Annotated in this window: 20 protein-coding genes; 15 read left to right on the plus strand and 5 right to left on the minus strand. The window is 67.9% G+C overall.

Features of this window, described 5'->3' with window-relative positions; genetic code table 11:
* Positions 1–41: 41 nt before the first annotated feature.
* The 11 genes from argC to ABDC78_RS14115 all read left to right on the plus strand — a co-directional run bounded on the left by argC (position 42) and on the right by ABDC78_RS14115 (position 10,192).
* Positions 42–1,091, plus strand: coding sequence for an N-acetyl-gamma-glutamyl-phosphate reductase (gene argC / locus ABDC78_RS14065; RefSeq protein WP_178359297.1), 1,050 nt, complete (start codon positions 42–44; stop codon positions 1,089–1,091).
* A gap of 5 nt (positions 1,092–1,096) precedes the next feature.
* Positions 1,097–2,284 (plus strand): bifunctional glutamate N-acetyltransferase/amino-acid acetyltransferase ArgJ, encoded by a 1,188-nt coding sequence (argJ, locus tag ABDC78_RS14070; protein ID WP_178359340.1) that lies wholly within the window; start codon positions 1,097–1,099, stop codon positions 2,282–2,284.
* The gene (argB, locus tag ABDC78_RS14075) at positions 2,281–3,150 is read left to right on the plus strand and encodes an acetylglutamate kinase (RefSeq protein ID WP_178359298.1); all 870 of its coding nucleotides are present in this window, start codon (positions 2,281–2,283) and stop codon (positions 3,148–3,150) included. Before argJ ends, argB begins: the two co-directional genes overlap by 4 nt.
* On the plus strand, positions 3,147–4,337 hold the full coding sequence (locus ABDC78_RS14080; protein ID WP_178359299.1) for an acetylornithine transaminase: 1,191 nt from the start codon (positions 3,147–3,149) through the stop codon (positions 4,335–4,337). The genes argB and ABDC78_RS14080 overlap by 4 nt, the downstream gene beginning before the upstream one ends.
* The gene (argF, locus tag ABDC78_RS14085) at positions 4,334–5,263 is read left to right on the plus strand and encodes an ornithine carbamoyltransferase (RefSeq protein ID WP_178359300.1); all 930 of its coding nucleotides are present in this window, start codon (positions 4,334–4,336) and stop codon (positions 5,261–5,263) included. Before ABDC78_RS14080 ends, argF begins: the two co-directional genes overlap by 4 nt.
* Positions 5,260–5,748 (plus strand): arginine repressor, encoded by a 489-nt coding sequence (locus ABDC78_RS14090; protein ID WP_178359301.1) that lies wholly within the window; start codon positions 5,260–5,262, stop codon positions 5,746–5,748. The genes argF and ABDC78_RS14090 overlap by 4 nt, the downstream gene beginning before the upstream one ends.
* A gap of 32 nt (positions 5,749–5,780) precedes the next feature.
* Positions 5,781–6,980 (plus strand): argininosuccinate synthase, encoded by a 1,200-nt coding sequence (locus ABDC78_RS14095; protein ID WP_178359302.1) that lies wholly within the window; start codon positions 5,781–5,783, stop codon positions 6,978–6,980.
* A gap of 82 nt (positions 6,981–7,062) precedes the next feature.
* Complete coding sequence (gene argH / locus ABDC78_RS14100) at positions 7,063–8,475, plus strand: argininosuccinate lyase (RefSeq protein ID WP_178359303.1); 1,413 nt, start codon at positions 7,063–7,065, stop codon at positions 8,473–8,475.
* A 21-nt stretch (positions 8,476–8,496) separates the two neighbouring features.
* Positions 8,497–9,120 (plus strand): hypothetical protein, encoded by a 624-nt coding sequence (locus tag ABDC78_RS14105; RefSeq protein ID WP_178359304.1) that lies wholly within the window; start codon positions 8,497–8,499, stop codon positions 9,118–9,120.
* Entirely contained in the window at positions 9,117–9,683 is a 567-nt protein-coding gene (locus ABDC78_RS14110) for a hypothetical protein (RefSeq protein ID WP_347133461.1), read from the plus strand. The genes ABDC78_RS14105 and ABDC78_RS14110 overlap by 4 nt, the downstream gene beginning before the upstream one ends.
* Positions 9,680–10,192: a hypothetical protein gene (locus ABDC78_RS14115; RefSeq protein WP_178359305.1), complete on the plus strand. Its 513-nt coding sequence runs from the start codon at positions 9,680–9,682 to the stop codon at positions 10,190–10,192. The genes ABDC78_RS14110 and ABDC78_RS14115 overlap by 4 nt, the downstream gene beginning before the upstream one ends.
* On the opposite strand, the gene ABDC78_RS14120 is transcribed toward ABDC78_RS14115, so the two are convergent.
* Positions 10,149–11,402, minus strand: coding sequence for a hypothetical protein (locus ABDC78_RS14120; RefSeq protein WP_178359306.1), 1,254 nt, complete (start codon positions 11,400–11,402; stop codon positions 10,149–10,151). The genes ABDC78_RS14115 and ABDC78_RS14120 overlap by 44 nt on opposite strands.
* Positions 11,399–13,162, minus strand: a complete 1,764-nt coding sequence (locus ABDC78_RS14125) for an ABC-F family ATP-binding cassette domain-containing protein (protein WP_178359307.1) — start codon at positions 13,160–13,162, stop codon at positions 11,399–11,401. Before ABDC78_RS14125 ends, ABDC78_RS14120 begins: the two co-directional genes overlap by 4 nt.
* Before the next feature lie 92 nt (positions 13,163–13,254).
* Here ABDC78_RS14125 and ABDC78_RS14130 point away from each other — a divergent pair, with 92 nt between their 5' ends.
* The 3 genes from ABDC78_RS14130 to ABDC78_RS14140 are packed head-to-tail and all read left to right on the plus strand — an operon-like array spanning position 13,255 to position 16,996.
* Complete coding sequence (locus tag ABDC78_RS14130) at positions 13,255–16,221, plus strand: acyl-CoA synthetase (protein ID WP_178359308.1); 2,967 nt, start codon at positions 13,255–13,257, stop codon at positions 16,219–16,221.
* A 59-nt stretch (positions 16,222–16,280) separates the two neighbouring features.
* Positions 16,281–16,787, plus strand: a complete 507-nt coding sequence (locus ABDC78_RS14135) for a hypothetical protein (RefSeq protein WP_178359309.1) — start codon at positions 16,281–16,283, stop codon at positions 16,785–16,787.
* 5 nt (positions 16,788–16,792) lie between these two features.
* A complete protein-coding gene (locus tag ABDC78_RS14140) occupies positions 16,793–16,996 on the plus strand; it encodes a Trm112 family protein (protein ID WP_178359310.1) in 204 nt (67 codons plus the stop codon).
* Here ABDC78_RS14140 and ABDC78_RS14145 read toward each other — a convergent pair.
* The 3 genes from ABDC78_RS14145 to ABDC78_RS14155 are packed head-to-tail and all read right to left on the minus strand — an operon-like array spanning position 16,993 to position 19,138.
* A complete protein-coding gene (locus ABDC78_RS14145) occupies positions 16,993–17,610 on the minus strand; it encodes a TetR family transcriptional regulator (RefSeq protein ID WP_178359311.1) in 618 nt (205 codons plus the stop codon). The genes ABDC78_RS14140 and ABDC78_RS14145 overlap by 4 nt on opposite strands.
* A 5-nt stretch (positions 17,611–17,615) precedes the next feature.
* Entirely contained in the window at positions 17,616–18,443 is an 828-nt protein-coding gene (locus ABDC78_RS14150; protein WP_256736107.1) for an ABC transporter permease, read from the minus strand.
* Positions 18,377–19,138, minus strand: coding sequence for an ABC transporter ATP-binding protein (locus ABDC78_RS14155; protein ID WP_178359312.1), 762 nt, complete (start codon positions 19,136–19,138; stop codon positions 18,377–18,379). Before ABDC78_RS14155 ends, ABDC78_RS14150 begins: the two co-directional genes overlap by 67 nt.
* 58 nt (positions 19,139–19,196) lie before the next feature.
* On the opposite strand from ABDC78_RS14155, the gene ABDC78_RS14160 reads away from it, so the two are divergent.
* On the plus strand, positions 19,197–19,814 hold the full coding sequence (locus ABDC78_RS14160) for a DNA-3-methyladenine glycosylase (RefSeq protein ID WP_178359313.1): 618 nt from the start codon (positions 19,197–19,199) through the stop codon (positions 19,812–19,814).
* Positions 19,815–19,855: the final 41 nt, after the last annotated feature.

Below are 19,855 nucleotides of genomic sequence, written 5' to 3' on the forward strand. Positions count from 1 at the left end.
GACGATACGCCGGTAATGAGTTTGCAACTTTCTGCATAACCATGCATCATCGCTGCATGACATCCGTCGCGGTTGCCGGTGCCAGCGGTTACGCCGGGGGAGAGATCCTGCGGCTACTCCTCGGCCACCCCGCCTATGCAGCGGGCAGGCTCACCATCGGCGCGTTGACCGCAGCGGCCAGCGCGGGCACGACCCTGGCCGAGCACCACCCGCATCTGCTCCCGCTCGCGGATCGGACGCTGGAGCCTACCGAGGTCGAGACACTCGCCGGGCACGACGTCGTATTCCTGGGGCTGCCGCACGGGCATTCGGCGGCGCTGGCCGATCAGCTCGGACCGGACACGCTCATCGTCGACTGCGGTGCGGACTTCCGGCTCACCGATTCCGCCGACTGGGTGCGTTTCTACGGCTCCGAGCATGCCGGCAGCTGGCCGTACGGACTCCCCGAACTCCCCGGCGGCCGCGACAGACTGCAAGGCACCAAGCGGATCGCCGTCCCCGGCTGCTATCCGACAGCCGCACTGCTCGCACTGTGGCCTGCGCTGGCCGAAGGTCTCATCGAGCCCGCGGTCACCGTCGTCGCCGTCAGCGGCACCTCCGGGGCCGGCCGCGCCGCCAAGGTGGATCTGCTCGGCTCCGAGGTCATCGGTTCGGCACGGGCTTACAACATCGGGGGCACCCACCGCCACACCCCTGAGATCGCGCAGGGTCTTCGTGCCGTCACCGCGAGCGACGTCACGGTGTCGTTCACCCCGGTGCTGATCCCCACCTCACGCGGCATCCTGGCCACCTGCACCGCGCGCACCGCTGCGTCGGTGTCCGAGCTGCGGTCTGCTTACGAAAAAGCCTATGCCGAAGAGCCTTTCGTGTACCTGCTGCCTGAAGGCCAGTTACCGAAAACAGGGTCGGTGATCGGGAGTAATGCTGCCCAGCTCGCCATCGCGGTCGACGAGGACGCCCAGACGTTCATCGCGATCGCGGCGATCGACAATCTCGTCAAGGGCACCGGAGGAGCGGCGGTGCAGTCGATGAACCTCGCGCTGGGTTGGCCTGAGACCGAGGGTCTCTCGACGGTCGGGGTGGCCCCGTGACCCGGATGCTCCGCACCCAGGGTGTGACCGCCCCGGCGGGATTCCGGGCCACCGGCATCGCAGCGGGCATCAAAGCGTCCGGCGCACTGGATCTGGCCCTGGTGTTCAACGAAGGCCCTGATTACTCCGCTGCGGGCGTGTTCACCCGCAACAAGGTCAAAGCCGCCCCGGTGCTGTGGTCGCAGCAGGTCCTGACGACGGGACGACTGCGCGCGGTGATCCTGAACTCCGGCGGCGCCAACGCCTGCACCGGGCCGGCAGGCTTCCAGGACACCCACGCCACCGCCGAGGCGGTCGCCGCCGCGCTGTCGGACTGGGGCACCGAGACCGGTGCGATCGAGGTTGCGGTGTGTTCCACGGGGCTGATCGGAGACCGGCTGCCGATGGCCAAGGTGCACGCCGGCGTGCAGGAGATCGTGCATGAGATGGCCGGTGGCCTGACCGGGGGCGAGGAGGCCGCACGGGCCATCATGACCACCGACACCGTGCCCAAACAGGCTGCGCTGCATCATCAGGACCGGTGGACGGTCGGCGGGATGGCCAAAGGAGCAGGGATGCTGGCCCCCTCGCTGGCCACCATGCTGTGCGTCATCACCACCGACGCCGTCGCCGACGCGGCTGCGTTGGACCAGGCGCTACGGCGTGCCGCCGCGCGCACCTTCGATCGGCTCGACATCGACGGGAGCTGTTCGACCAACGACACGGTTCTGTTGCTGTCCTCTGGGGCCAGCGAGATCACGCCCACCCAGGACGAACTCGACGACGCCGTACTGAAGGTCTGCGACGACCTGTGCGCCCAACTGCAGGCCGACGCCGAGGGGGTCACCAAACGGATCATCGTCACCGTGACCGGCGCCGCGACCGAGGATGATGCGCTCACCGCTGCGCGGGTGGTGGCCCGGGACAGTCTGGTCAAAACCGCGCTGTTCGGCTCCGACCCCAACTGGGGCCGGGTGCTGGCCGCCGTCGGCATGGCGCCGGTCGTCCTCGATGCCGACCGGATCACGGTGTCCTTCAACGGTTTCCCGGTGTGCATCGACAGCGTCGGGGCGCCGGGCGCGCGGGACGTCGACCTGTCGGCGGAGGACGTCTCGGTCACCGTCGATCTGGGGGTCGGGACGGCTTCGGCCGAGATCCGCACCACTGATCTGTCGCACGCCTACGTCGAAGAGAACTCGGCCTACAGCTCATGACCACGACATCGGACAAGGCGCAGGTGCTCGCCCAGGCGCTGCCGTGGCTCAAAGCTCTCCACGACAAGATCGTCGTGGTCAAGTACGGCGGCAACGCGATGACCGACGACGCGCTGAAGAAGGCTTTTGCCGCCGACATGGTCTTCCTGCGGAACTGTGGCATCCACCCGGTCGTGGTCCACGGCGGCGGCCCGCAGATCAGCGCCATGCTCAGGAAGCTGGGCATCGCCGGTGACTTCAAGGGTGGCTTCCGGGTCACCACACCCGAGGTGCTCGATGTCGCACGGATGGTGCTCTTCGGGCAGGTCGGCAGGGAACTTGTGAACCTCGTCAACGCCCACGGCCCCTACGCGGTCGGCATCACCGGCGAGGACGCGCAACTGTTCACCGCGGTACGCCGCACCGTGCTTGTGGACGGCGTCGCCACCGACATCGGACTGGTGGGCGATGTCGCGAGAGTCAACACCGACGCCGTGCTCGACCTCATCGAAGCGGGCCGGATCCCGGTGGTGTCGACGATCGCGCCCGACACCGACGGTCTGGTCTACAACATCAACGCCGACACCGCCGCGGCGGCTCTGGCGGAGGCGCTCGGCGCCGAGAAGCTGCTCATGCTCACCGACGTCGAGGGCCTCTTCACCAACTGGCCCGATCGCGGCTCGTTGGTCAGCCAGATCGACGTCGCTGCACTGACGCAGCTGCTTCCCACCCTGGAGGAGGGCATGGTGCCCAAGATCGAAGCCTGCCTGCGCGCCGTCAACGGCGGCGTGCCGAGCGCACACGTCATCGATGGCCGCGTGGAACACTGCGTGCTGGTCGAACTGTTCACCGACGAGGGCGCAGGCACGAAGGTGGTTGGCGTATGACCCAGAAGACCGAGAACGCGCCGCTGCTCGACCGATGGTCGGCGGTGATGATGAACAACTACGGCACCCCGCCGCTGGCACTGAGCAGCGGTGACGGCGCTACGGTCACCGACGTCGACGGCAGGTCCTACGTGGACCTTCTGGGCGGCATCGCGGTCAACGTGCTCGGGCACCGTCATCCCGCGGTCATCGATGCGGTGGTACGCCAGATGAACACGCTGGGGCACACCTCCAATCTGTACGCCACCGAACCGGGAGTGGCACTGGCCGAAGCCCTGGTCGGGCTTCTCGGTGCTCCGGCCAGGGTGTTCTTCTGCAACTCGGGCACCGAAGCCAATGAGGTCGCCTTCAAGATCACGCGGCTGACCGGGCGTACCAAACTTGTCGCCGCGCAGGGCGCTTTCCACGGCCGCACGATGGGGTCGCTCGCGCTCACCGGCCAGCCGTCCAAGCAGGCGCCCTTCGCTCCGCTGCCCGGCGATGTGAGTCACGTGCCGTACGGGGACATCGAAGCGCTTGCGGGCGCTGTCGATTCCGACACCGCCGCAGTCTTCCTCGAGCCGATCATGGGCGAGGGTGGCGTGGTCGTCCCGCCTGCCGGTTACCTGGCGGCCGCACGTGAGATCACCGCGTCGCACGGCGCGCTGCTGGTCCTCGACGAAGTGCAGACCGGGGTCGGGCGTACAGGTGCGTTCTTCGCCCATCAGCATGACGGGATCACCCCCGACGTCGTCACGCTCGCCAAGGGGCTCGGCGGCGGGCTGCCGATCGGTGCGTGCCTGGCCGTCGGGGCGACGGCCGACCTGCTCACCCCCGGACTGCACGGCAGCACCTTCGGGGGCAACCCGGTCTGCACCGCCGCCGCACTGGCCGTTCTGGGCGTGCTCGCTGACGAGCACCTGATCGAACGCGCCGAGGTGCTGGGCAAGACGCTCAGCCACCGGACCGAAGCGCTGGGCCATCCGCTGGTCGACCACGTCCGTGGCCGCGGACTGTTGCTCGGCATCGTGCTGACCGCCGAGATGGCCAAGCCCGTCGAGGTCGCCGCGCGCGACGCAGGATTCCTGGTCAATGCGGCTGCACCCGACGTCGTCCGGTTGGCACCACCTCTGGTGATCACCGAGGCCGAGGTGAACGGCTTCCTGACCGCGCTTCCCGCGATCCTGGACCGGGCGGGGGAGTCATGACACGACACTTCATGCGTGATGACGACCTGAGCCCCGAAGAACAGGGCGAGGTCCTGGCCCTGGCGGCGGAACTGAAGCTGGCGCCGTTCAGTCGTCGGCCGTTGGAGGGCCCGCGTGGTGTCGCGGTGATCTTCGAGAAGAACTCCACCCGCACCCGGTTCTCATTCGAGATGGGTATCGCTCAACTCGGCGGGCACGCGGTGGTGGTGGACGGCCGCAGCACCCAACTCGGTCGGGAGGAGACCCTCGAGGACACCGGCCAGGTGTTGTCGCGCTACGTCGATGCCATCGTATGGCGCACCTTCGCCCAGGAACGACTCGCGGCCATGGCCTCGGGCGCTACCGTGCCGATTGTCAACGCCCTGTCCGACGAGTTCCACCCCTGTCAGGTGCTGGCGGATCTGCAGACCCTCGCCGAGCGCAAGGGTGCTCTGAAAGGGTTGCGGCTCAGCTACTTCGGCGACGGCGCCAACAACATGGCCCACTCGCTGATGCTGGGCGGCGTCACCGCCGGTGTCGATGTCACGATCGCCTCCCCGCGCGGCTTCGAGCCTCACCCGATGTTCGTCGCCGCGGCCGAGACCCGCGCGATGCAGACCGGCGCCACCGTGACGCTCACCCATGACCCGATCGCGGCGGCGGCCGGCACCGATGTTCTGGTGACCGACACATGGACGTCGATGGGGCAGGAGAACGACGGCCTCGACCGGGTGCGCCCATTCCGGCCCTTTCAGCTCAACGCCGCACTGATGGCTCACGCGGATTCGGAAGCGATTGTGCTGCACTGCCTCCCGGCGCATCGCGGTCACGAGATCACCGACGAGGTCATCGACGGACCACAAAGCGCGGTGTGGGACGAGGCGGAGAATCGCCTGCACGCCCAGAAGGCGCTGCTGGTGTGGTTGCTCGCCCAGGGATCGCCATGACCAGCGCGGCGACCCGCGCCGGACGGCAGGCCAGGATCCTCGCCCTGCTGTCCACACAGTCGGTGCACAGTCAGACCGAACTGGCGGGACTGCTGGCCGACGAGGGCATCGACGTCACCCAGGCGACGTTGTCCCGTGACCTCGAAGAGCTCGGCGCCGTCAAGCTGCGGGGCGCCGACGGCGGCGTCGGCGTGTACGTGGTTCCCGAGGACGGCAGCCCGGTGCGTGGCGTCACCGGGGGTACCGAGCGCGTCTCGCGTCTGCTGGTCGACCTGTTGGTGTCCACCGACGCCAGCGGCAATCTCGCCGTCTTGCGTACCCCCCCGGGTGCGGCGCACTATCTGGCCAGCGCCATCGACCGCGCGGCGTTGCCGTACGTGGTCGGCACCGTCGCCGGCGACGACACGATCCTGGTGGTCGCCCGGGAACCGATGACCGGCGCCGAACTCGCGGTGACGGTCGAGAGCCTGTCCCATGCTCGCTAGAGCCTGAATCACACATACACGAAGGAGTTTTTATGTCCGAGCGCGTCATCCTGGCGTATTCCGGCGGTCTGGACACCTCGGTGGCGATCAGCTGGATCGGCAAGGAGACCGGTCGAGAGGTGGTGGCCGTCGCCATCGACCTCGGCCAGGGCGGCGAGGACATGGAGGTGGTGCGCCAACGCGCGCTGGACTGCGGTGCCGTCGAAGCGGTCGTCGTCGACGCCCGAGACGAATTCGCCGAGCAGTACTGCCTACCGGCGATCCAGTCCAACGCGCTCTACATGGATCGGTACCCGTTGGTGTCCGCCCTGAGCAGGCCACTGATCGTCAAGCACCTGGTCGACGCCGCCCGCGAGCACGGTGGCGGCATCGTGGCGCACGGTTGCACCGGTAAGGGCAACGACCAGGTCCGCTTCGAGGTCGGGTTCGCCTCGCTGGCACCCGATCTCGAGGTGCTTGCCCCCGTGCGCGATTACGCCTGGACCCGGGAGAAGGCGATCGCGTTCGCCGAGGAGAACGCCATTCCGATCAACGTCAGCAAGCGGTCCCCGTTCTCGATCGACCAGAACGTCTGGGGTCGCGCGGTGGAAACCGGCTTCCTCGAGCATCTGTGGAACGCACCGACCAAGGACGTGTACGACTACACCGAGGATCCGACCATCAACTGGAGTAGTCCCGACGAGGTGGTCGTCGGCTTCGACAAGGGTGTCCCGGTGTCCGTGGACGGCCGCGCGGTGTCCGTGCTGCAGGCCATCGAGGAACTCAACCGTCGCGGCGGCGCGCAGGGCGTGGGACGCCTCGACGTGGTGGAGGACCGGCTCGTCGGCATCAAGAGCCGCGAGATCTACGAAGCGCCCGGCGCGATGGTGCTGATCACCGCGCACACCGAACTCGAGCACGTCACTCTGGAACGCGAACTGGGCCGGTTCAAGCGCAACACCGACCAGAAGTGGGGCGAGCTGGTCTACGACGGCCTCTGGTACTCACCGCTGAAGACCGCGCTCGAGTCGTTCGTCGCCACAACCCAGGAGCACGTCACCGGGGAGATCCGGCTGGTCCTGCACGGTGGGCACATCGCGGTGAATGGGCGCAGAAGTGCCGAGTCGCTCTACGACTTCAATTTGGCCACCTACGACGAGGGCGACACGTTCGACCAGTCGGCTGCCAAGGGGTTCGTCCACGTGCACGGGCTGTCGTCGAGTCTGTCGGCCCGCCGGGACCTGGCCCAGTGACCGCGAGCGCGCGTGTTTGCACAGCAACACGCCGCAGACGGCGTACAAAACTGCGCGCTCGCGGGGCCGTGAGGACGTGCTCATGAGTACCAACGAAGGCTCGCTGTGGGGCGGCCGGTTCGCAGACGGTCCGTCGGACGCCTTGGCGGCACTGAGCAAGTCGACACACTTCGACTGGGTGCTCGCTCCGTACGACGTCGTCGCCTCCAAAGCCCATGCGCGCGTGCTGTTCCGGGCCGGATTGCTCACCGAGGAGCAGCGCGACGCCCTGCTGGTCGGACTGGACAGCCTGGGATCCGACGTCGAGGACGGCAGCTTCGGGCCGCTGGTCAGCGACGAGGACGTGCACGGAGCGCTCGAACGCGGGCTGATCGACCGTGTCGGCGCCGAACTGGGCGGCAGACTCCGCGCCGGCCGTTCCCGAAATGACCAGGTGGCCACGCTGTTCCGGCTCTGGCTGCGTGACGCCGTCCGTCGTGTCGCCGAGGGCGTGCTGGAGGTGGTCTCGGCGCTGGCGACCCAGGCCGCGGCGCATCCCACCGCGATCCTGCCCGGCAAGACCCATCTGCAATCCGCGCAGCCGATCCTGCTGGCCCATCATCTGCTGGCGCACGCCCACCCACTGCTGCGTGACGTCGACCGCCTCGTCGACTTCGACAAACGCGCCGCGGTCTCGCCGTACGGGTCAGGTGCGTTGGCAGGCTCCTCGCTCGGACTCGACCCCGATGCGATCGCCGAGGAACTGGGTTTCGACGCCGCCGCGGACAACTCGGTCGACGCCACGGCGTCGAGAGACTTCGCCGCCGAGGCGGCCTTCGTGCTGACGATGATCGGCGTCGACCTGTCTCGGCTGGCCGAGGACATCATTCTCTGGAGCACAACGGAATTCGGATATGCGACGCTGCACGACTCGTGGTCGACAGGCAGCTCGATCATGCCGCAGAAGAAGAACCCCGACATCGCCGAGCTGGCCCGGGGTAAATCAGGCCGGTTGATCGGCAACCTCACCGGGCTGCTGGCGATGCTCAAGGCGCAGCCCCTGGCCTACAACCGCGATCTGCAGGAGGACAAGGAACCGGTCTTCGACTCGGTGACTCAACTGGAGCTCCTGCTGCCTGCGATGGCCGGCCTGGTCGCCACCTTGCGCTTCGACACCGACCGGATGGCCGAACTCGCGCCGCTCGGGTACACCCTGGCAACCGATGTCGCCGAGTGGCTGGTCCGGCGCGGGGTGCCGTTTCGGGTGGCGCACGAGGCAGCCGGCGCCGCGGTTCGTGCGGCCGAGGCTCGGGGCGTCGGCCTCGAGGAGCTCGAGGATGCCGAGTTGGCCGGCATCCACGCCGACCTGACTCCCGAGGTGCGCGACGTGCTGACGATCGAGGGGTCGGTGAACTCCCGCGACGCCCGCGGCGGCACCGCACCCGTTCAGGTCGCCAAGCAGCTCAACACGGTGCGCGACGTCAGCGACAGGTTGCGGATCCGGCTCCGGCGCTGACGGTCGATAACATCCACCGGTATGGACGCCAACACCGGCGAAGCGGTGGCCGATCTCGGCCCTCGTCAGCGCGCGCGGCGATGGCTCGCACAGCGTGGGTTGCGCCAATGGTGGAAGGCCGGCGTCGCGGCGATTCTGGCGATCGCGGCGCTCTTCGGTGGTCTCGACACCGTCAACACGTCGGTGACGTCGTTCAAGCCGGGGGAGAAGTTCAGCGACGGAGCGTTCACCGTGACGGTCGACCGGGCCAGAGTCGTCCCCGAGGTGCGTGCCGGGACACTGGTGGTGGCGCCCGCGAAACCTGGCAGGGCCTACCTGGGCGTGGTGGCGACCCTGCGCAACGACGGCACCATTCCCGGCCGACTCGAGGGGGAGCTGAATCTGCGTGGCCAGCCCGACAGTCGGTTCGTCGGGGTGATGCGTCTCGCGGACAGCTCGCACATCATCACGCTGGGGCCGAAGCTGGAGGAACAGGTTGCGTTCGTCTGGGAACTGCCTGAAGCTGCTTTGGCCGCTGGCGATTTCGTGACCCTGCGGGTGTGGCAGAAGACGTTCAAGCAGGGGTTCGTGGTGTACGGCGAGCTGTGGGTGGACAGTGTCACCGAGTACGGCGAGGTCGTGGTCCCTGTCGGCGGTGCGCAGTGACGGCGGGGACGCGACTGCGCAAGGCGGTGCCCACGCTGGTGACGGCCGCCGCGGTCGCCGCCGCTGCGCTGGTGTGGCACCACCTCCCCGAACCTCTCGATGTGTACGGACCTCTCGACGTCACCGGCACACTGGGGCAACCTGTCGGCGGGCGCGCCATCGAGATGACCGTGACCGGGGTGCGCATCGGTCCGCAGGCGCAACGGCCGTCGAAGCCGCCGGTGCCTGCGGTCGGTGAATGGGTGGTCGTCGACGCCGAACTGTCCGCGACGTCGGAGCCCGTCAAGCCGAACGCCGACCTTCGTGTCGGCCCGAACACCTACATCCCGTCCGATCGGTTCCTGCCCACACCGCTGGGCACCGCGCTGGCGCCGGGAATCGAGCAACGCGGCTCCTGGGTGTTCGACGTCGCGCCGGATCTGCTCGACGGATCGCTTCCGGTGACACTGCGGGTCTCTCAGGGAGACGGTCGCCTCGACTCCCGCCTCGTGGTGTCGATCCCGATCACCGATGCCCGCCACGAGGATCCGGTGGCATTGGAACCGGTCCGGATGGGATCGTGATCCGTCGCCCGCTGCCGCTGTGGCAGCGCAACATGATCGGGGCCATCGTGGCCGCCGCGGCACTGACCGTCTACACCGTCACCGACCTGTGGCCGCCGTGGGCACACTATCGCGACACGATCCGTCCCGAACATGTGGTGGCCGCAGGGCAGGCGCACACCATCGACGGGCAGACCTGGTCGATCGGCGAGGTGAGGCATTTCGGTCAGAGCCCGGCGCCCTACGCACAACCTCTGCCGGAGGGCACCGTGCTGACCGTGGTGACGGTGGAACGTCCGGGGGTGACGCCCCCCGGCCAGGCCTGCGACGGCGTGCTCACCGACGGCGAACATCGTTGGCGCGGACAGACACTCAGCACCTACTCGATACCGATGGCGCCGGACGCATGGTTCAACTGCACGAAGCCCGGGCCGCTGCAGTGGGCTTTCCTGCACCCCACCGACACCGTGCCGACCGCCGTCGACGTCACGGCGCCGGACGGGGTGATTCTGGTGCGGCTGCAACTGTAGGGGCGCGTTGCACGCAGTAGGCGAGCATCGTGGCGATCAGGCAGATCCGCAGCGGCTCGATGATGAGCTGCGAGATCAGCGCCAGCGTGTTGATGGCACCGTTCCAGAACAGGAACGGATGTGGACCGATCAGCGAGGCCATGCCGCGGTACAGGTATCCCGACCCCAATTGCGGGCGGTAGAAACTGCCCGACATGTCCAGCCACGCCAGGGCGAGATAGGCCAGCACATACAGCGACAGCGCCAGCAGGCCGGCGTGCAGCAGGAGCTTCGCGGAATCGGCGATCGGCTTGAACTTCCCCAACTGTGTTTCCGTGTAGTCGCCGACCTCCGTGCGCAGCTTGCCCGGGACGCGCTGCCATCGCGTCTGCACGCGCTTGCCCGCCACGTCACGGACCGTCGACCGCCAGTCCGCCGTCGCAGAGACGCCGTACACGATGCCCGCCACGGCCAGCCAGATCAGCGGGACCGCGGCGCCACCCAGCACCGTGCGCAGCGCCCACATCGAGGCATCCCACACAGTTTCGAACAGCTGAAAATGGGAGAACGCCGCTTCCCTGGTGTTGTTGAACCACACCACGATCCGACGCTGCGCAAGCCAGCCCGCGGGGTTCAGCAGAATCGTCAGACCCTGGTTCACCGACAACGTCAACACCAGGAACACCCACAGCGCATCGACGTAGATCCGCACCCCGATGAACCAGTCCGGCAGCTTGTCCTTGAACCACGTCAACAGGTAGCGCGACATCAGGGCCGCGGCGATCACCAGCCAGGTGGCGGTGCTGACCGGAAGCGATTCGGGATGAATCTCGGTCAATCCCGGCGTCATCATGGCCTCGCCGATGCGGTAGTCCAGCCTGCGGGCCTCGAAGGCCAGCCAGTCCTCGCGAAACATCTGCCATGCCAGGTAGATCGCGAAGAACGGCACGATGATCGTTGCGAACACATCGATCTGGCGCGATGACCGGCGCGGTTGTGCCGCCAGCACCGGGATACCGGATCGCAGCACCAGGAACATCGCGACGTAGGAACCCAGTCGCGCCATACCGGCGAGCGGCATGATCAGCGACGCCCAGAGCTTGTTGTCGTGCCCTGCCCAGGCCGCCAGCTCGATCACACCGTGGCGCCCGAGGAACCCGAGCAGGTAGCAGGCAGCGAGTTGCGGCCAATAGCGCAGACACAGCACAACCGGCTGCACGAGATAGGTCATCCGCTGTCCTCGGCAGCCGCCAACCAGTCCTCCTCCAAGCTGTCCTTGCGCGCGAGCAATTCACTGAGCTCGGAGTTGAGTTCGCCGGCGCGGACGTGGTCTGCGGCTGCGTGTGCCATCGACTCGTGCAGTGACGCGATCCGCTGGTCCAGCTTCGTCAGCTGGCTCTCGATGCGCGCCATCTCCTTGCCGGTCCGCCGTTCCCGCGCCGCCGAGGTCTCCCCACGCGCGGCCGTCGGAGCTGCCGACGCGCCGGAATCGGTTGCGGCACGGTCCAGCAGGTACTGGTCGATGCCTCCCGGCAGCAGATCACACCGGCCACCCCCGGTCAGCGCGTAGGTCACGTCACTGACCCGTTCCAGGAAGTACCGGTCGTGGGTCACGACGATCAGTGTGCCGGGCCAGCCGTCGAGGTAGTCCTCGATGACGGTGAGGGTGTCGATGTCGAGGTCGTTGGTGGGTTCGTCGAGCAGCAGGACGTTGGGTTCGTCGAGCAACAACTGCAGGAACTGCAGCCTGCGTCGCTCGCCGCCGGACAGCTCACCGACCCGGGCGGTCAGCTTGTCGCCGATGAACCCGAAGTCCTTCAACAACGTGTCCGCGGTGATCTCGCGCCCGCCGGCCAACTCGGTGACCCGTCGGCGATTCTCGACGGCGTCGATGACCCGCTGTGCGCCGTCGACCTCGTTGAGCGCCTGGCTCAGATAGCCGATCCGCAACGTCAAACCCCGCTTCACGGTGCCCGCCGAGGGGCTCAATTCGCCCGCGAGCAGTCGCAGCACCGAGGTCTTGCCGGTGCCGTTGACGCCGACCAGCCCGATACGCATCCCGGGACCTATCGACCAGTCGATACCGTCGAGCAGCGTGCGCGGCGGGTCGCCGACATCGAGACGGACGCGGTGCAGGTCGAAGACGTCCTTACCCAGCCGCGCGGTGGCGAAGCGTTGCAGCACAAGCGAATCCCTGGGCGGCGGTTCGTTGGCGATCAGGTCGTTGGCCGCCTGGATACGGAACTTCGGCTTCGACGTCCGCGCAGGCGGCCCACGCCGCAGCCACGCCAACTCCTTGCGCATCAGATTCTGGCGCCGAGCTTCGGTGCCCGCCGCCACCCGCATCCGCTCGGAGCGGGCCAGCACGTAGGCGGCGTACCCGCCTTCGTAGGCATCGACGACGCCGTCGTGCACCTCCCAGGTCTTGGTGCAGACCGCGTCGAGGAACCACCGGTCGTGGCTGACGACGACGAGTGCCCGCGCGGGTCGCGAGCGCAGGTGCTCGGCCAGCCAGCCGATCACCTCGACGTCGAGGTGGTTGGTGGGCTCGTCGAGCACCAGTACGTCGTGGCCGGCCAGCAGCACTTCCGCCAGTGCGACCCGACGGCGCTCACCTCCGGACAGGCCGGTCACATCGGCGTCGAGGTGGACCCCGGACAGCAGGTGCTCCACGACGGCGCGGGTGTCGGCCTCGGCGGCCCAGACATGGTCGGGCCGGCCGCCGGTCACCACCCCGCGCACGGTGGCGCCCACGGGGAAGTCGTCGGCCTGGCGCAGGTAGCCGACCGACAGGCCGGAGGTGTGGGTGGCGCGGCCCGAGTCGGGATCCCCTACGCCGGTCAGCACCTTGAGCAGCGTCGTCTTGCCGTCGCCGTTTCGGCCCACCACGCCGATCGCATCACCCTCTTCGACGCCCAGGCTGACGGCGTCGAGAAGTGTGCGGGTTCCGTAGCCGACCGTGGCTCGTTCGAGGTTGATCAGGTTTGCCATCAGGCGCCGATGATAGGCGGGGCCTGTGCCATGATGACGTCGCAGGCGGCGGGATACCGAAGAGGCAAGTCTGGCGATAGGGGAGCACGGTGGTGGACCTCTCGGCGATCACCCGGCCCGTGGGGCGACTGGTCGCCACCGCGCAGAACGGCCTGGAAGTGCTTCGTTACGGCGGTTTGGAGACAGGCGCCGTACCCTCGCCGTTCCAGATCATCGACAGCGTCCCGATGTACCGCCTGCGGCGCTACTTCCCACCCGACAGCCGTCCCGGCGCCAAGCCCGCGGGTCCTCCCGTTCTGATGGTGCACCCCATGATGATGTCGGCTGACATGTGGGACGTCACCCGGGACGAGGGTGCGGTCGGGATCCTGCACCGGGCCGGCATCGATCCGTGGGTCATCGACTTCGGCTCACCCGACCAGGTCGAGGGCGGGATGCAGCGCAACCTGTCCGACCACATCGTCGCGTTGAGTGAGGCCATCGACACGGTCAAGACGGTGACCGGTCGTGACGTCCACGTCGCGGGGTACTCGCAGGGCGGCATGTTCGCCTACCAGACAGCCGCCTACCGCCGGTCCAAGGATCTGGCGAGCATCGTCGCGTTCGGCTCGCCCGTCGACACCCTCGCGGCGCTGCCGATGAACCTGCCCGCAAGCCTGGCTCCCGCTGCCGCCGACTTCATGGCCGATCACGTGTTCAGCCGGATCGACATCCCGGGCTGGCTGGCTCGGACCGGATTCCAGCTGCTCGACCCGATCAAGACCGCGCAGTCGCGGCTGGACTTCATCCGTCAGCTGCACGACCGGGAAGCGCTGCTGCCACGCGAGCAGCAGCGTCGCTTTCTGACCTCGGACGGTTACATCGCGTGGTCGGGCCCGGCCATCGCCGAACTGCTCAAGCAGTTCATCGCACACAACCGGATGATGACCGGTGGGTTTGCCATCCATGGCGACCTGGTGACGCTGTCCGACATCGACTGCCCCGTGCTCGCCGTCGTCGGCGAGGTCGACGACATCGGCCAGCCGGCGTCGGTGCGCGGCATCAAGCGGGCGGCGCCCCAAGCCGATGTGTACGAATTCCTCATTCGCGCAGGCCATTTCGGCCTCGTTGTCGGAGGCAAGGCGGCCACCCAGACATGGCCCACCGTCGCCGCGTGGGTGCGTTGGCTCGACAGCGGCGGTGAGATGCCGGACGGCGTGACCCCGATGGCGCTGCAGCCCGCGGCGACCACCGAGAGCGGCGTCTCGCTGACCTCGCGGCTGGCGCACAGCACTGCGGCCGCCACCGAGATGGCGTTCAGCCTGGCGCGATCGGCCGCCGGAGCGGTGGTCGCCGCAAACAAGTCGGCACGCTCCCTCGCGGTCGAGACCGCGCGCACGCTGCCGAGGCTCGCCCGCCTGGGTCAGGTCAACGACCACACCAGGATCTCGCTGGGCCGGATCATGTCCGAGCAGGCGCGGGACGCACCGCACGGGGAGGCGCTGCTCTTCGACGGTCGGGTACACACCTACGAGGCGGTCGACCGGCGCATCAACAATGTGGTGCGCGGCCTCATCGGTGTCGGTGTCCGGCAGGGCGCCCGCGTCGGTGTGTTGATGGAGACCCGTCCCAGCGCCCTGGTCGCCATCGCGGCACTGTCCAGACTCGGCGCCGTCGCCGTGCTGATGCCGCCCGACGCGGACCTGGCAGAGGCGGTACGACTCGGGGCGGTGTCGGAGATCATCGCCGATCCGAGCAATCTGGATGCGGCTGGTGCGCTGGACATGCGCGTCCTGGTCCTCGGTGGCGGCGAAGCCCGCGATCTGCACCCGGCCCAGAACGCCGAGGTCATCGACATGGAGAAGATCGACCCCGACCTCGTCGACCTTCCCGGCTGGTATCGGCCCAACCCCGGGTTGGCACGCGATCTGGCCTTCATCGCGTTCAGCACGATCAGCGGGGAACTCATCGCCCGCCAGATCACCAACTACCGGTGGGCGCTGTCGGCGTTCGGCACGGCGTCAGCCGCCAACCTCGGCCGCAACGACACGGTCTACTGCCTCACCCCGCTGCATCATCAGTCGGGGCTGCTGGTCAGTCTCGGCGGAGCGGTTGTCGGCGGTGCACGCGTCGCGCTGTCGAGGGGCCCGCGCCCGGACCGCTTCCTGCAGGAGATCCGTCAGTACGGCGTCACCGTGGTGTCCTACACCTGGTCGATGCTGCGGGAGGTCATCGACGATCCCGCGTTCTCGTTGACGGGCACCCATTCGGTCCGGTTGTTCATCGGCTCCGGCATGCCCGTAGGCCTGTGGAAGCGGGTTGTCGAGTTGTTCGGACCCGCGCATGTGGTCGAGTTCTTCGCGACGACGGACGGGCAGGCCGTGCTGGCCAATGTCTCCGGCGCCAAGATCGGCAGCAAGGGCAGGCCGTTGCCCGGCGGTGGTGAGGTCGCACTCGCCGCCTACGACCCGGAGGACAACCTGATCCTCGAGGACGACCGGGGGTTCGTGCGCCTCGCCGAGACCAACGAGGTCGGTGTGCTGCTGGCGCATCCCCGGGGTCCGGTCGACCCGCTGGCCTCGGTCAAACGGGGCGTCTTCGCCCCGGCCGACACCTGGGTGTCCACCGAGTACCTGTTTCGCCGCGACGATGACGGCGACTACTGGCTGGTCGACAACCGCGACGGCGTGATCCACACAGCGCGCGGACCGGTCTTCGCCGCAACGGTGAACGACGCGGTCGGACGGCTCGGGTCTGTGGACATGGCCGTCACCTACCCCGTGGAGTCCGGTGGCGAGGCGGTGGCGGTGACGGCACTGGCGTTGCGGCCCGGTGGCAGCGTTCCCTCCGCTGACCTGTCCGAGGCGCTCGCCGACCTGGCGGTGGGGAATGCACCTGACATCGTCCACGTCGTGGCCGAGATGACGCTCACCGCGACCTACCGCCCGCTGGCCGGCCCGTTGCAGCAGCAGGGCATTCCGAAGCCGTCGCGTAACGCCTGGTATCGCGACCCCGATACCCATCGGTACAAGCGGTTGACAGCTGCCGTGCGCAGCGAGATCGTCGGCAGTCAGCAGTGATGCCCGGCGGGGGCCGCGCTGTTAGGCTCGCGCTGAATCGCCGTCCACGAGGAGTACTCATGTCATCACGAATCTGGCGCCGCTCCGCAGCCGCCACGTTGGCCGGCGCAGCAGTGGTCACCGGCCTGGTGGCGGTCGCCGCGCCGACCGCATCGGCGCAGCCGGCCGAGCCGACGACAGAGAACCGGGCTCCGGTGTCGCCTGACCAGATCCTGATGATGATCTCGCAGGAGTACCAGACCGGATCCGGGGGTGGTCAGGTGTCCAAGCTGATCGACCAGGTGATCACGCTGCGCTCGCGGGGGATCCGGCCGTCGGTCGCCAGCACCCGAGCGTTGGCAGCGGGCCTCGAGGCGCGGCCGAATCAAGGGCCACTGATCGAGGCTCTCCAGGCGACGCTGGTCGATCAGCGCACGCAGTTCTCGCGGCAGGGTGTCCAGGCGGCCGCGCCGGGCGCTCCGGCTCCGGCCACCCCGGGTAGTCCGCATTCGACGATGGGACCGAACTGGGGCCCGGGCAACCCGATGCAACAGGACACCCCGATTTTCCAGATGCCCGGCCGCTGAGCACGATGGCATTGGACGGCACGCTGCTCGCCATCCTGGTCTGTCCCGAGGATCGGGGTCCGCTGCTCCTCGTTGACGGTCATCTCTACAACCCGCGCCTGCGCCGCAAGTACCGTATCGACGACGGCATCCCGGTCCTGCTCATCGACGAGGCGGTTTCGGTCGATGACGACGAACATGAGCGGCTGTTGGCCGCGAGTCAGTCCTAGGCCAGGTGCGGTAGGTCGCCTGTCAGGTAACGCTGCAGATTGGGCGCCACCGTGTCGACGATCTGCTCTACCGGCAGCGAGTGGAACGGCTCGAGCTCGAGGATGTAGCGGGCCATCACGACGCCGATCAACTGTGACGCCACGTACTGCACCCGGATCCGTCCGCTCCCTGGGGGATCATCGACGCGACTCCCGACCTCGGCGACGATCACATCCTGCAGGAACGACCGGAACAGCGACACCTCGGTGCCGCCGGCCAGGATCGACCGAAGCGTGGCGATGAATCCCTTTCCCGCCTCGGAATCCCACAGCGGCAACAGCAGCGACGGCAGCACGCGGCCGATCTGGTCGACCGGGACCTCGCGCAGCGGGCCGATGATCGCCATGGGGTCGACGGGGATGTGAATCGCCGCCGCGAACAACTGGGTCTTGGTTCCGAAGTAGTGGTGCACCAGGGCGGGGTCGACACCCGCGTCGGCGGCGATCGACCGGATCGAGGTGTTGCCGATTCCGTTGCGCGCGAACAGTTCCCGGGCGCTCGCCAGGATTCGGTCCCGGGTGTCCGACGGTCCGGGAGGCCGCCCGGGGCGCTTGCGGTCCGGCTTGGTCGTCACTGTGTCTAGGGTGTCCTTCGCCTCAGGGTCGCCGCGGCCAGGCCGAGCGCCAGCACGGCGAACCCGATGACCACCACGATGTCGCGCACTGCGGTCGGCGTCAGCTCGGGGTGTGCCGCCACCTCTTGCAGCGCTTCGAGAGCGTAGCTGGCAGGCAGTGCGTTGCTGATCCACTGCAGCCAGTCGGGGAGCAGCGCGCGGGGAACGATGATGCCGCACAGCAGCAACTGGGGTGCGATGACCAGCGGCATGAACTGCACCGCCTGGAACTCGGTGCGCGCGAATGCACTGCACAACAGGCCGAGTCCGACACCGAGGACGGCGTTGACGATCGCGATGAGGAACACCCACACCGGACTGCCCGCGGTGTCGAGCCCGAGAAACCAGAACGCCACCACACACGCGAGAGTGGCCTGCGCGGCGGCGGCGATCGAGAAGGCGGTGCCGTAGGCGGCCAGCAGGTCGAACCGACGCAGTGGCGTCGTCAGAATTCGCTCGAGGGTTCCGGAGACTCGTTCGCGTTGCATGGTGATCGACGTGATCAGGAACATCACGATCAACGGAAAGACACCGAGCATGATCAGGCAGGCGTTGTTGAACGGCGACGGAGCCCCGGGGCGTTGCGGCACATCGACAAACATGAAGTACATCAACGTGATGATCAGACTGGGAACCACCAGGATCATCGCGACACTTCGGTGATCGCCGGCGAGCTGGCGCAGAATCCGGGTGGTCGTGGCCAGGTAGCCCCGGGGGCTGAGAGGGCTCAGGCCGTTCTTGCTTCGGTGTCTCGCCGGATGATGGACAGAAACGCCTTCTCCAATGACTGACATCCGGTGTCCTCTCTCAGTCGGGACGGTGTGCTGTGGGCGAGGATCTGTCCGTCGCGCATGAGCAGCAGGTCTGCGCAGTGTTCCGCTTCATCCATCACGTGGCTGGACACCAGCAGGGTGGTGCCGTTGCGGGCCAGCCGATCGAACCGGTCCCACAGGTCGGCGCGCAGCACGGGATCGAGTCCGACGGTGGGTTCATCGAGAACCAGCAGTTCGGGGTGGGCGACCAGAGCGCATGCCAGCGAAACCCTGGTGCGCTGTCCACCGGACAAGTTGTCGGCCAGGGCCGTGTGATGGTCTTCGAGTCCGACGGCGGCGATCGCGTCGTCGACATCCTCTTTGTCGCCGCCGACCAGCGCGGCAAAGTAACGCACGTTGTCGACGACCCTCAAGTCCGGGTAGATGGTGGGCTGCTGGGTCACGTAACCCACGCGGGACCGCAGCGCCGACGATCCGGCGGGCCGGCCCAGCACCGTCACCGATCCGCGGCTCACGATCTGGGTGCCGACGATGCTTCGCATCAGCGTGGTCTTGCCGCAACCCGACGGACCGAGCAGTCCGGTGATGACACCACGCGGAACCTGCACGGTGATGTCATCAAGGGCGAGACGGCCGCCGCGCATTACCCGTAGATCCCTGATGTCGATGGCCGAAGGCGCCGTCGGCGATAATTCATCGGGCGATGAAGTCATCATGCGATGAATATGCTCCTGCTCGCAGGAGCTGTCAATACCCGGCCTTACGATGTGGCCGATGCTCCGAGAAGCCGAGCGGCTGGCGACCGACCCGCTGGCCTGCGCTCAGTTGCTGCTGGGTTCCGTGCTGACAGGTCGCGAAGTCAGTGCGCTGATCGTCGAGGTGGAGGCTTACGGCGGGCCCGCCGACGGGCCGTGGCCCGACACCGCATCCCATTCCTTCCGCGGCCCGGGTTCGCGGAACTCGGTGATGTTCGGGCCGGCCGGGCTGCTCTACACCTACCGCAGCCACGGTATTCACGTCTGCGCGAACGTCGTGTGCGCGACAGACGGGGTGGCCGGCGCGGTGCTGCTCCGGGCTGCGGTGATCGAGGGCGGTTCCGAGAGGGCCCGCGCCCGGCGAGGTGAGCTGGTCAGACAGCAGGCGTTGGCGCGCGGGCCCGGAAATCTCTGCTCGGCGCTGGGGATCACCATGAGCGATAACGGAATCGATCTCTTCGCCCCGGACTCTCCGGTGCGGCTTGCCCTGGGAGCCGGCCAGGTCGGCGTGACCGGACCGAGAGTGGGTGTCAGCAAGGCCGCCGATCGTCCCTGGCGGATGTGGCTGCCCGGCCACCCCGAGGTGTCGTCCTACCGACGGAGCCCGCGGGCACCGGCTCCCGGCGACAGCGACTAGTACGGAAAGATCAGAACCTGTGACTTCCGCGTCCTCTGAAG

The sequence above is a fragment of the Mycobacterium sp. DL genome, from assembly GCF_039729195.1.
Lineage (GTDB): Bacteria > Actinomycetota > Actinomycetes > Mycobacteriales > Mycobacteriaceae > Mycobacterium > Mycobacterium hippocampi_A.